Annotated in this window: 10 protein-coding genes; 2 read left to right on the top strand and 8 right to left on the bottom strand. The window is 65.3% G+C overall.

The features are described 5' to 3' along the window. Nucleotides 1–25 precede the first annotated feature (25 nt). The 3 genes from SARO_RS02275 to SARO_RS02265 form a co-directional block, all read right to left on the bottom strand. Nucleotides 26–2449: a TonB-dependent receptor gene (locus SARO_RS02275; RefSeq protein ID WP_011444116.1), complete on the bottom strand. Its 2424-nt coding sequence runs from the start codon at nucleotides 2447–2449 to the stop codon at nucleotides 26–28. Between the two features lie 385 nt (nucleotides 2450–2834). Continuing rightward, nucleotides 2835–3890, bottom strand: a complete 1056-nt coding sequence (locus tag SARO_RS02270) for a sugar phosphate isomerase/epimerase family protein (protein WP_011444115.1) — start codon at nucleotides 3888–3890, stop codon at nucleotides 2835–2837. A gap of 11 nt (nucleotides 3891–3901) precedes the next feature. Continuing rightward, on the bottom strand, nucleotides 3902–5017 hold the full coding sequence (locus SARO_RS02265) for a Gfo/Idh/MocA family protein (RefSeq protein WP_011444114.1): 1116 nt from the start codon (nucleotides 5015–5017) through the stop codon (nucleotides 3902–3904). Between the two features lie 187 nt (nucleotides 5018–5204). Between SARO_RS02265 and SARO_RS02260 the strand changes: the two genes are divergently transcribed. Next, complete coding sequence (locus SARO_RS02260; protein ID WP_011444113.1) at nucleotides 5205–5879, top strand: TetR/AcrR family transcriptional regulator; 675 nt, start codon at nucleotides 5205–5207, stop codon at nucleotides 5877–5879. Nucleotides 5880–5892: 13 nt separating this feature from the next. On the opposite strand, the gene galU is transcribed toward SARO_RS02260, so the two are convergent. Further along, nucleotides 5893–6789: a UTP--glucose-1-phosphate uridylyltransferase GalU gene (gene galU / locus SARO_RS02255; protein WP_041550632.1), complete on the bottom strand. Its 897-nt coding sequence runs from the start codon at nucleotides 6787–6789 to the stop codon at nucleotides 5893–5895. 139 nt (nucleotides 6790–6928) lie between these two features. Here galU and murA point away from each other — a divergent pair, with 139 nt between their 5' ends. Further along, nucleotides 6929–8212, top strand: coding sequence for a UDP-N-acetylglucosamine 1-carboxyvinyltransferase (gene murA / locus SARO_RS02250; RefSeq protein ID WP_011444111.1), 1284 nt, complete (start codon nucleotides 6929–6931; stop codon nucleotides 8210–8212). A gap of 48 nt (nucleotides 8213–8260) precedes the next feature. On the opposite strand, the gene arfB is transcribed toward murA, so the two are convergent. Genes arfB through pabB form a run of 4 tightly spaced genes read right to left on the bottom strand, consistent with a single transcriptional unit; the run spans nucleotide 8261 to nucleotide 12302 of the window. Continuing rightward, nucleotides 8261–8674, bottom strand: coding sequence for an alternative ribosome rescue aminoacyl-tRNA hydrolase ArfB (gene arfB / locus SARO_RS02245; protein WP_011444110.1), 414 nt, complete (start codon nucleotides 8672–8674; stop codon nucleotides 8261–8263). Between the two features lies 1 nt (nucleotide 8675). Then, nucleotides 8676–9344: an RluA family pseudouridine synthase gene (locus tag SARO_RS02240; protein ID WP_011444109.1), complete on the bottom strand. Its 669-nt coding sequence runs from the start codon at nucleotides 9342–9344 to the stop codon at nucleotides 8676–8678. Further along, entirely contained in the window at nucleotides 9341–10510 is a 1170-nt protein-coding gene (locus SARO_RS02235; RefSeq protein WP_011444108.1) for a pyridoxal phosphate-dependent aminotransferase, read from the bottom strand. Before SARO_RS02235 ends, SARO_RS02240 begins: the two co-directional genes overlap by 4 nt. Nucleotides 10511–10514: 4 nt before the next feature. After that, nucleotides 10515–12302, bottom strand: a complete 1788-nt coding sequence (gene pabB, locus SARO_RS02230; protein WP_011444107.1) for an aminodeoxychorismate synthase component I — start codon at nucleotides 12300–12302, stop codon at nucleotides 10515–10517. Nucleotides 12303–12403: the final 101 nt, after the last annotated feature.

Below are 12403 nucleotides of genomic sequence, written 5' to 3'. Positions count from 1 at the left end.
TCTGTTTTGCGAACCTGAGTACGACTTAGAAGTCGACCGCGAGGCGGACGCCGTAGGTGCGCGGCGTGCCGAACTGCCAGTTGAAGATGTCGTCCGGTCCGGCCGAAACGAAGCTGCCGTAGGTCAGCGGGCGCGTGCCTTCGATGTTCTTGACGAACGCCGTGATCGAGAACTTCTCGTTCTCGGGCTTGTATTCGAGGCTCGCGTCGGTCTGGCTGAGCGCGCTCTGCGTGCCGTCGCGATAGTTGTAGAAGTCGGTGAAGTACTTGCTCTTGAAGGTGGTGTTCACCCGCGCCGTCAGGCCACCCATATCGCCCAGCGGGAAAGTGTGGTCGAGCGAGGCGGTCAGCACCCATTCCGGAGAGAACGGCGGGCGGTTGCCGGCAAAGTTCGGCTGCTGGATGCCGTCGGTGTTGGGATCGAGATCGCCAACGCCGTTGATCTCGCCGGTGGTGTCGAACACGTTGAACTGCGCGAGCAGCTCCTTGTATTCGGCATTCAGGTAGTTGGCCGAGGCATGGAAGTTGGTGCGATCGTCCAGGGCAATGTCGGCCGAGGCTTCGATGCCCCAGATCTTCGCCTTGCCGGCATTGAAGATCTGGCCGCCGATGGCGGTATCAAGCAGTACGGAAACCTGCAGGTCCTTGTAGTCGTAGTAGAACGCGCCAAGGTTGAACTGGTGCTGCCCATGATCACCGAAGGTCTGCTTCCAGCCGCCTTCGAAAGCGGTGTTGGTCTCGGGCTTGTAGGTGCCGACCGAGTCGAAACCGCCAGCTTTGAAGCCGGTCGACGCCTTGACGAAGATCAGGGTGTCGCTGTTCGGCTTGAAGTTCAGGCCAGCCAGCCACGTGACCTTGCTGTCGCTGCTCTTGAGCGGAATGGTGGTGAGATACATCACCTTGCTGAAGTCCTTCCGGCCTGGACCGGCGCCGACGATGTACGGGTCCGGTACGAGCGAGAAGGTCTCAAGGCTGAAGCGGAAGGGGTCGACGTTGAGATAGGTCGCGTTGCGCTTGTTGTCGGTATAGCGCAGGCCACCGATCGCGGTCAGCTTGTCGCCCAGCGGAACCTCGACCTGACCGAAGACCGATTTGCTGTCGCTTTTGACGTAGCGGCCGAAGTAGCTGAGGAACGTGCCCGGCTTGCCGAACAGGCTGGGATCATTGAGCGGGTCGGCGAAGACGAAGCTGGGCAGCATGAAGCCGCTTTCGCGGGCCAGGTCTTCCTTGAAGTAGAAGCCGCCGACCTGATAGACCACGCCGCCGACCGTGCCGTTGATGCGCAGTTCGTGGCTCTGCGTCTTGGCTTCATCCTGGTAGCCGAACGACTGATAGATCGTCGGCAGAGTCAGGCGACCGGGATCGCCCGAGTACTTGCGATAGCCGCCAATGTAGGTGATCGTTGCCGCGTCGCTCAGCTCATATTCGATACGTCCGCGTGCGGCCCAGGTGTGATCGCTGACATGGCCGATGCCGAAGAGCGGCGCTGCATAATTGCTGCGGTCGACCTTCGAGAGCAGGTTGGTGTTGCTGGGAACGCAGAGCACTTGCGCATATTCCGGTGCAACCTGGGTGAAGCCGTTGTTGCAGGCACCGCCGGTGGGACCGTTGCCGGCACCGTTCAGGTCGCCGGCGGCAAAGATGCCGGGGGTGAAGCTACGGTGCGAATACTCGGCCGCCAGGTTGATCGAGAGACGATCGGTCGGCTCGAGGCGGAGCGAGGCGCGGCCTCCGTACGACTTGTTGTCGTCAGAACGGCCAGCGGCGTAGGCCGGGAACACGAAGAAGCCACCGCCTGCGGGGTGCTTGCTGTAGCCATCGCGCTCATCGTAGAAGCCGGCGACGCGAAGGCCGGCGATCTCGCCCAGCGGCAGATCAATACCGGCATCGGCACGGATCGCGTTGTAGTTGCCGTAGCTGATCGAGCCGTTGACCCCGAATTCCTTGCCGGGCTTGCGGGTGATGAAGTTGATTGCACCGCCGGTCGAGTTGCGGCCGTAGAGCGTACCCTGGGGACCGCGCAGCACTTCGACCCGGTCGATGTCGAACAGGGCCATGCCCATCACGTTCGGGCGGTTGATGTACTCACCGTCGATATTGATGACGACCGAAGTATCCTGCGCTTCGTCATTCGAGGTGGTGCCGACGCCGCGGACCGAAACCTTCACGGTGCCCTGGTCCTGGTTGACCTGCACGACCGGCGCGATCTGGCCGACGTCGTTCATGCTGGCAAAGCCAGCCTTCTGCAGCTCCTCGCCGGAGACGACGTCGATCTTGATCGGAACGTCGTTGAGGTTCTGCGCGCGGTTCTGCGCGGTCACGATGATGACGTTGGGGTTGGTGTCTTCTGCCTCGGTGGCCTGGGCTGCGTCCTGCGCATGCGCGGGCAGCGCGAAGGCGAGCGCGCAGGCGCCTGCCAGCAAAGCACGAGTGTAGGTTGACTTCGGCATGATGGTATTTCCTCCCCATGTTGCGCCACGTTCGGCGCCGCCGTTTAACAGATTAGAATTCTAAAAACTAGAACCTAAATTCTATTGAGTGCAGAACGTTTGTCAAGCATCGGCACCCAAAGCGATTTTCCCTCATGATCGGCAGGGATGGCGCAGCATCGCCATCAAGTAAAATAATGAGTCTTTCGCCTGCCATAGCCATGGGCTTTGGCAGCGGCGAACAGTCTCCCTGCACCTTCCCGATACTCTCCAATAAGAAATTCACATAGCAAATAACCTTCATGGATAATCATCAACGTGGTAAATGGATTGCTGGACTCAGGCACGAAAAAGCCGGCGGAGCAGGGCTCCGCCGGCGATTGGCGCGCTGCGATGAACCGGCCGCTCAGCCGATGCCCATGAGCCTTGCGTTGAGCGCCCGGTCAGCTCCGCCCGCGGCGAAATCGTCGAAGGCGTGTTCGGTGACCCTGATGATGTGGCGATCTATGAAGGGCGCGCCTTCGGCCGCGCCGACCTCGGGATGCTTGAGCGCGCATTCCCATTCGAGAACGGCCCAGCCGGCATAGTCGTTGGCGGCCATCTTGCTGAAAATCGCGGCGAAATCGACCTGACCGTCACCCAGGCTGCGGAAGCGGCCCGGCCGGTCCACCCAGGACTGGTAGCCACCATAGACGCCCGAGCGACCGTTGGGGCGGAACTCGGCGTCCTTCACGTGGAAGCACTTGATGCGCTCGTGGTAGATGTCGATGAACGCCAGGTAATCGAGCTGCTGCAGCACGAAGTGGCTCGGATCGTAGAGGATGTTCGCGCGCGGGTGATTGCCGACGCGTTCGAGGAACATCTCGAAGGTCACCCCGTCGTGCAGGTCCTCGCCCGGATGGATCTCGTAGGCAACGTCGACGCCGTTCTCGTCGAAGACGTCGAGGATCGGCTTCCAGCGCCGCGCCAACTCATCGAAGGCATCCTCGACCAATCCGGCCGGACGCGCCGGCCAGGGATAGAAGTAGGGCCATGCGAAAGCGCCCGAGAACGAGGCATGGGCGGCGAGGCCGAGGTTGCGGCTGGCCTGGGCCGCGAACTTGAGCTGTTGTACCGCCCATTGCTGCCGCGCGGCGGGATTGCCGTGGACCGAGGCAGGAGCAAATCCGTCGAACTGCGCGTCGAAGGCAGGGTGCACGGCCACGAGCTGGCCCTGCAGGTGAGTCGACAGCTCGGTGATCTCGATGCCCTTGGCCGCCAGCATGCCCTTGACCTCGTCGCAGTAATCCTTGCTGGTCGCGGCCTTTTCGAGGTCGAACAGGCGACCGTCCCAGCTCGGGATCTGGACGCCCTTGTAGCCGAGGCCGGCGGCCCAGTCGGCGATGGTCTCGAGGCTGTTGAACGGCGCGCTGTCGCCGGCGAACTGGGCGAGGAAGATGCCCGGGCCCTTGATGGTCTTCATATCGGCTCTCCTCAGTCTTCGAGCTTGACCCAGCCGGCATTCTCGCGGCTGGCGGTAACGGCCTTGTGGATGAAGGTCATGCCGCGCACGCCCTCTGCGATACCGGGCAGGAGCGGCGCGGCGTCACCTCGGACGATGGCCGCGAAGTCGCGGTAAAGATTTGCAAAGGCTTCGAGATAACCCTCCGGATGTCCACCTGGGGTACGGGTCCGCGAGGCTGCGTCGGCGCCGAGCACACCGGTGCCGGAACGGACCAGCGTGCATGTGCCGTCGAGGCGGCTGATGGTGAGCGTGTTGGGCTCCTCCTGCCGCCAGACAATGCCGCCCATGTCGCCATAGGCGCGAATGCGCAGGCCGTTGAGTTCACCCACTTCGATCTGGCTGGCGAGCAGAACGCCGCGCGCGCCGTTTTCGAAGCGCAGAAGGATCGAGCAATCGTCGTCGAGCAGGCGCCCAGGGACGACCGAGCCGAGATCGGCGAGGAGTTCGGTCACGCGCAGGCCGGTGACGAATTCCGCAAGCTGAAAGGCATGGACGCCGATGTCGCCGATGCAGCCGCCAAGCCCGGCGCGCGCGGGATCGACCCGCCATTCGGCCTGCTTGCCTTCGGCCGGTCCCGCAAGCCAGCCCTGCGGATACTCGACCACGACCTTGCGCACGGTGCCGATCTCTCCTGCGGCAACGCGGGCGCGCGCCTCGCGGACAAGGGGATAGCCGGAATAGGTATAGGTCACGCCGAACGGCTTGCCTGCGGCAGCGACGACCCCGGCAAGCTGGTGCGCCTCGTCGAGAGTGGCGGTCAGCGGCTTGTCCGTGATGACCGGATAGCCCGCCGCGAGCGCCGCGCGCGCCGAGGGCAGGTGATTGTGATTGGGCGTGACGATGGAAACGAAATCGATGCCATCGTCGCGGGCGGCCTCGCCGGCAAACATCGCTTCGAGCGAGGGATAGGCGCGCGCCGAATCGATCCGGTAGCTCTCGCCCGCGGCCGCGCTGCGGCCTGCATCGCTGGAGAAAACGCCAGCCACCAGTTCGATCTCGCGGTCGAGTTCCGCCGCAAAGCGGTGCACGGGGCCGATGAACGCCCCCGGCCCACCGCCGATCATCCCCATTCGCAAACGTCGCATCCAGAAACTCCCACGGACATCGCTGTCATTTAGAAGGATAATTCTATTTTAGAATTCGCGGCGGTCAACCCGCGCGAAGCATCCGGAGGTGACATTTTTGGCTTCGCCTTTGAAGGAAAATCGTGCGAGAGGTGGAACTCTCGGATTCTAGAACAAATATTCCTTTATCGGGCGAGCATACGCAAAGATGGCACGTGGCGGAAACAAGCAGGCGGAAGAGCCCGCGCTGGCGGTCGAAACGGTGAGTCGCAAGCCCCAGCAGGGGCGGAGCAAGGCCTCGCTCGAACGCATGCTTTCCGCCGCGCGCGAGCTGATGCTCGAACGCGGCAGCGAGGACTTCACGCTGCAGGACGTGAACCAGCGCGGCAACGTATCCATCGGGTCGATCTACCTGCGCTTCCAGAGCAAGGAAAACCTCGTGCGCGCCGTGATCGCGCGGGCGCTGGAGGACCTTGCGCAGGCCGAGGAGGCCATGGTCGAGGAAGTGCTCGGTTCTTCGGCAACGCTCGAAGAGTTCATGCCGCGCTATGTTGCCGGCTATGCCGAAGTGCTGCGCGTGAATGCTCCGCTGCTGCGCCTGGCGATGGAGCGCGCCTCGTTCGACCCGCTGGTGTCGAAGCCGGGCAAGGACCATGCCCTGCGTGCGACGGCACTCGGCATGGACGCCATGCTGCACTACCGTTCGAGCTTTGGCGGCAGCGACCACGAGACCAAGGCCAATTCCGCGTACAAGATCGTCTTCGCGACGCTTGCGCGCCAGCTCAGCCTGGGCTCGTCAGGCGAAGCGGCGCACGACTATGACTGGGAAGTCCTCAAGCGCGAGCTCGGCCGGATGTGCCTGGCATACCTGCGCGCGCCCTGATCGGATCTTCGCCCTAGCCGCCGCTTTGTGCCAGCAGGCGACGCATGATCGCGCGCACGTCTTCGGCCATATCCTCGCGCTCGAGCGCCAGGGCGAGCGTCGCCTCGACGAAGCCGGCCTTGCTGCCGCAGTCGTAGCGTCGCCCGGCGAAGGTCACGGCGTGGAACGGCTGGCGGCCGATCATCCGCGCCATCGCATCGGTCAACTGCACTTCGCCGCCCGCGCCGCTTTCCTGGCATTCGAGAGTGCGCATGACTTCCGGCTGGAGGATGTAGCGGCCGGAAATGATGAGGTTTGAAGGTGCGTCCTCGCGCTTCGGCTTCTCGACCAGGCCCTTCACTTCGGTCAGCGTGTCGGAAACCCGGGCGCCGGGAGCGATGACGCCGTAGCTCGACACTTCTGCCGCGGGCACTTCGAGCACGGAAATGAGATTGCCGCCGACGTCTTCGTAGGCATCGACCATCTGCTTCATGCAGCCGGGCGTGCCGATCATCATTTCGTCCGGAAGGAAGATCGCGAAAGGTTCATCCCCCACGACCGCGCGCGCGCACCAGATGGCGTGGCCAAGACCCATCGGCACCTGCTGCCGCACGGTCACGAGATTGCCTGGCTGGATCCGCGTCGGCGCGAGAATATCGAGTACCTTGCCGCGATCGCGCATCGTGTGTTCGAGTTCGTAGGCCGTGTCGAAATGCTCGACGATCGCGGTCTTGCCGCGACCGGTCACGAAGATGAGCTGCTCGATGCCGGCCTCGCGCGCCTCGTCGACCGCGTACTGGATCAGCGGGCGGTCGATGATCGGCAGCATTTCCTTCGGGATCGCCTTTGTCGCAGGCAGGAAGCGGGTTCCCAGCCCCGCGACCGGAAAGACCGCCTTGCGGATGGGCTTTCGCTGTTCTTTCAATGTCATCCCGCCGCGATATCCGAAGGTTGTTTCATATTCTTGATGCAATGCACAATCCCGGGCGGCAAATGTCAACCGAAGTTCGGTCCGCTGCCGCCGTATCGCTGCCGCTTGCACGGACCGGCAAACAGGCTAAACGACCGCGATGGACAAGATCATCATTCGCGGCGGAAAGCGTCTTTCGGGCGCCGTGCCGGTCTCGGGCGCCAAGAACTCGGCGCTTACCCTGCTGCCCTGCGCGCTGCTGACCGACGAGCCGGTGACGCTGCGCAACCTGCCGCGTCTTGCCGACATCGACGGGTTCCAGCACCTGATGAACCAGTTTGGCGTATCCACGTCGATTGCGGGCGCAAGGCCGGAGGATTTCGGCCGCGTGATGACCTTGCAGGCGACGCGCCTGACGTCGACCGTCGCGCCCTATGACCTGGTGCGCAAGATGCGCGCCTCGATCCTCGTGCTGGGCCCGATGCTGGCACGCGCGGGCGAGGCCACGGTTTCGCTGCCCGGCGGCTGCGCCATCGGCAACCGCCCGATCGACCTGCATCTCAAGGCGCTGGAAGCCCTAGGTGCGCAGATCGAACTGGCGGCAGGCTATGTCCGCGCGATCGCTCCCGACGGCGGCCTGCCGGGCGGGCGCTATTCCTTCCCGGTGGTCTCCGTCGGCGCGACCGAGAACGCGCTGATGGCCGCCGTGCTGGCCAAGGGCAAGTCCACCCTGCACAATGCGGCGCGCGAGCCGGAGATCGTCGACCTGTGCAACCTGCTGGTTGCGATGGGCGCGCAGATCGAGGGCATCGGCACGTCGGACCTCACGATCCACGGCGTGGACCGCCTCCACGGCGCGACCTACATGGTCATGCCGGACCGCATCGAGGCCGGCTCCTATGCCTGCGCAGCCGCGATCACCGGCGGCGAAGTGATGCTGAACGGCGCGCGCATCGAGGACATGGAAGCGACCGTACAGGCACTGCGCGACGCGGGCGTCCATGTCGAACCGCGCAAGGGCGGGATCTACGTGGCGGCCGACGGTCCGCTCAAGCCGGTCACGATCTCGACCGCGCCCTATCCGGGTTTCGCGACCGACATGCAGGCGCAGCTCATGGCGATGCTGTGCCTTGCCCATGGTTCCTCGGTGCTGACCGAGACCATCTTCGAGAACCGCTACATGCACGTGCCGGAACTGAACCGCATGGGCGCCCGGATCGAGACCAAGGGCCGCACCGCAGTAGTCCACGGGGTGGAGAAGCTGACCGGCGCCGAAGTCATGGCGACCGACCTTCGCGCATCGATGAGCCTGGTCATCGCCGGGCTTGCGGCCGAAGGCGAGACGCAGGTCCACCGCCTCTATCACCTCGACCGCGGCTATGAACGGCTTGAAGAGAAGCTCTCGCTGCTTGGCGCCGAAATCGAGCGCGTCGGCGGGGACTGAGTTCCACCGCGTCGCGTTCGCGTCGAACGGAAAGGGCGTTTTCCGGCCCTAGTCCAGCCTCACCTTGCCGCGCCCGGCCTTCACGGCGCCGCGGATCTTCTTGCCGGCCAGACGCTCAACCTTTCCGACGCGGTTGAGGCGCGATTTGGCGCGCTTCTGCGGAAGGTTGCAGGCTTCGCGCAGCAATTCGGCGAGGCGCTTGCGGGCATCCTCGCGGTTCTGTTCCTGGGTGCGGTAACTGCGCGCGGTGAGGACGATCTCGCCCTTTGCGGTCATCTTGCTGCCGGCCAGGGCCTTTACGCGGTGGAACACCTCGGGCGACAGGCGAAGGGCGAAGACGTCGAGCCGCAACTGCACTGCCGTCGCCACCTTGTTGACGTTCTGGCCGCCCGGCCCGGCAGAGGCGATGAAGCTTTCCTCCACCAGCGACAGCGCCTTGGCGACGATCGCGTCGGGGGACATGTCAGGCCCCGGCATCCGGAAGCTCGAAGCCGAAGGCGTCGAAATCGAGCGGCAATGGTGCGTGGGCGACGATCGGCGCCTTGCCCGCGCGCGGAACGACTAGATCCGAGGCATGGAGCATGGTGCGCCACGCACCCTTGCCATCGCCATAGACCGGATCCCCGACGAGGGCATGGCCGAGCCCGGCCAGCGCGTGGATGCGGATCTGGTGGGTGCGGCCGGTTTCGGGCCGGAACTCGACGAGCGTGAGGCCCGGCTTTCGCGCGACGACGCGCCAGTGGGTAAGTGCCGGCTTGCCCTTTCTGGCCGGGATCATCCGCCAGCCCTTCTCGGCGGAGCTGACCTTGGACAGCGCCAGGTCGATGGTACCCTTCTCGCCCGTAACCTCGCCCGCGACGATGCCTAGATAGACCTTCTCCACCTCGCGCGCCTCGAAGGCGGCAGAGAAACGCTTCAGCGCCTTGGGATTGCGCGCCAGCAACAGGCAGCCAGAGGTGTCGCGGTCGAGACGGTGAACGGGGAAAGGTTCGCGCTGGAAGCCGAAGCGCAGGGCATCGAGATGGTTCTCGAGGCTGTCGCCACCGGCGCGAGGACGATCGAGCGGGAGGCCAGCCGGCTTGTCGATGACCAGCGCCTCGCCGTCTTCGAACAGGATGGAGAAATCGATCATGCAACGGCCTTTTCTATACGCCGCAGCGCTTCTTCGAGTTTCGCCTCGTCCGCCGCGAAGCTGATGCGGAAGCCGTCCCTTCCGCCGAACGCGGATGCCGGCACCACGGCCACGCCGCTTTCCAACAGATGGAGGCAGAGCGCTTCGTCATCGCCGAAGCGCGCCATCAACGGCGCAGCATCGACCATACAGTAGAAGGCGCCATCGGGAACAGGCGTGGACAGGCCGGGGATCGCGTTAACGCGCGCGCAGACCATGTCCCGGCGCGCACGGAAGCGCTCGCGCCAGTCCAGCAGGAAGTCCTGCGGGCCTTCGAACGCGGCGACCGCAGCGGCCTGGCTTATCGAGGCAGGGTTGCCCGAGGAATGCGATTGCAGGCGGCCCATCGCAGAGATCAGCCATGCGGGGCCGGCGGCGACGCCGATCCGGAAACCGGTCATCGCGTGGCTTTTCGAAACGCCGGAGACGGTCAGGATGCGATCCGCGAGATCGGGGCACTCCACCGCCAGCGTGGCGTGGCGGCCCTCGCCGTAACGCAGGGGCGCATAGATGTCGTCGCTCATCACCAGCACGCGGGGATGACGGCGCAGAACCTCGCCCAGCGCGCGCAGTTCCTGCGCCGGATAGGTGGCGCCAGTGGGGTTGCCGGGGCTGTTAAGCAGCAGCCAGCGGGTGGCGGGGGTGATTGCGGCCTCGAGTTGCGCGGCCGTAATGCGGAAACCGCCTGCGGCGTCGGTCGGCAGGTCCACGACCTCTGCTCCGGCGAAACGCACGATTTCAGGGTAGCTGACCCACCAGGGGCTGGGGATCAGTACTTCGTCGCCGGGATCGAGCGTGGCGAGAAGGGCGTGGAAGATCGCCTGCTTGCCGCCGGCACTGACGATCACCTGCGAGGGCGGGACTTCCAGGCCGAGGTCACGGCTGAAGTGCAGCGCGGCGGCGCTGCGCAGGGCGGCTGTGCCCACGACGGCGGTATACTTGGTGTCGCCTGCGTCGAGCGCGTCCTTGGTGGCCTGGACGACGTGCGCGGGCGTGGCGAAATCAGGCTCGCCCACCGAGAGCGAGATCACGTCGCGGCCTTCGGCGCGAAGCTGGATCGCGCGGTCGGTGATAGCGGTGGTACGGGAAGGAGCGATGCGCGCAAGCGCCCGGGAGAGCTGGTTCATGATGTCAGGCGCCAAGCAGGCGAGCCGGGATGAGGCCGCGCAGCGCGTTGCCGACGAGGAAGCCGCCGGCAAGGTCATCGAGCGTCAGGTCCGCCTCGACCGCACGTCCGGCCTCGATCAGGCTTCGGCGCAGTACGCCGGGAAGCAGGCCGAGTTCGGCGCGGGGGGTGAGCAGAATGCCATCGCGCTCGACGAAGATGTTGGTGAACGTGCCTTCGGTAAGGAAGCCATCGTCGCGCAGGAACAGGGCCTCACCGGCGCCCGCCCGTTTCGCGGCGGACAGGCCCGCCTCGTAGAAGGCGCGGTCCGTGGTCTTGTGGCGCAGGCGCCAGTCGCCGTCCGACACCGGAAGCGAGAGCACCGCGCAGGTCAGGCTTTCGATCGGCGCCGGCATGGCCGAGGCATCGAGCGCATGGGCGCCCCCCTTCGACACGACGAGCCGGACCCGCGAGGGCGCGTCGAGATCGAAGCAAAGCGCATGGATCGCATTGCGCACCGCGTGCCGGTCGAAGCTGTAGCCTAGCGCAAGCGCACTGGCCTTCATGCGTTCGAGGTGCAGTTCGAGCAGTTCGATACCCTTGGCCGGATCGAAGGCCATGGTCTCGATAAGGTCGGCATGGCCGGCGGACAGACGCAAGAAATTCCCCTTCACCACGCATTCCCGCCATTCGCCGATCATGGCCGAATCGGCAACGACCGCAGAGCCGACGCCCATGACCGCGCGGCCCCCGGAGGCCCCGGCGTGATCGCTCGAAAGACGCAGCGTGCGGATTGCCACATTGAACGCCGCCTCGCCAGTGGGGTCGATCCGTCCGATCGAGCCGCAATAGAGCCCGCGCGCGTCCCGTTCTGCGGCATGGATGATCTCCATCGCGCGGATCTTGGGCGCTCCGGTGATCGAACCGCAGGGGAAGATCGCGCGCAGGAGGCTGCGCACGTCCTCGCCGGGGGCAAGCCTGGCGCGCACGGTGGTGACCATCTGGTGGACGGTAGGATAGGATTCGATGGCGAAGGGCGCCTCGACCTTGACCGACCCGGCCTGTGAAACGCGCGCGAGATCGTTTCGCATGAGATCGACGATCATCAGGTTTTCGGCGCGGTCTTTTACACTGGCGGAGAGGTCGGCCTTGAAGCGCGCGTCCTCTTCGGGGGTTGCCCCGCGCGGGGCAGTGCCCTTCATCGGGCGCACCCGCGCTTCTCCGCCGGAAAGCTTGAAGAAGAGTTCGGGCGAGAACGAGAGGTGCCAATGCGCGCCGTCCCATATCACGCCGCCATAGCCCGCGCGCGCATCGCGGCGCACTTCGCCGTAGATCGACAGCGGATCGCCATCCCAGGTGCCGGTCAGCGGGAAGGTCAGGTTCGCCTGGTAGATGTCGCCCGCGCGGATCGCCTCCTGCACCAGGTCGAAGGCGCGGGCATAGCCGCCCGACGACAGCGCAGGGCCGAGCGGACCGAGGCGCCCGGGGCCGCGCGCATTGCGCACCAGCCACTGCTCGACCTCCGCGCTCGGCATCCGGGTGACGCGGTCGAAGCGCGCGAACCACACCAACGGGCCGTCAGCACCGGTTCGCACCGCCGCCAGCGGCAAGAGACGCGGTTCGAGCGCGAGGCCCGCCTCGTAGGCGAGGTAGCCTGCCCAGTTGCCGGGGACAGCCGCGATCCGTTCAAGCGCGGCCTCGACCTCCTCGGCGCGGCGCGCGACGACGATCTCGACGGCGTCCTCGTAGAGGCGCGCATCACTCGCGCCCTCGCTGCGGGCGTCGTCGAGCAGGATGAAGGGAGCACGGGTCATGGCGTTCCTGCGCGCTCTAGCCGTTACCCGCTCCGGATGCAAAAACCCCTCGCAAGGGACAAGGCTGCGGCCTAGTCTCGGGCCAACTGGTCTCGGGCCAA

It is taken from the genome of Novosphingobium aromaticivorans DSM 12444 (genome assembly GCF_000013325.1).
GTDB lineage: Bacteria > Pseudomonadota > Alphaproteobacteria > Sphingomonadales > Sphingomonadaceae > Novosphingobium > Novosphingobium aromaticivorans.
This window is presented reverse-complemented; position numbering and strand designations above follow the sequence as displayed.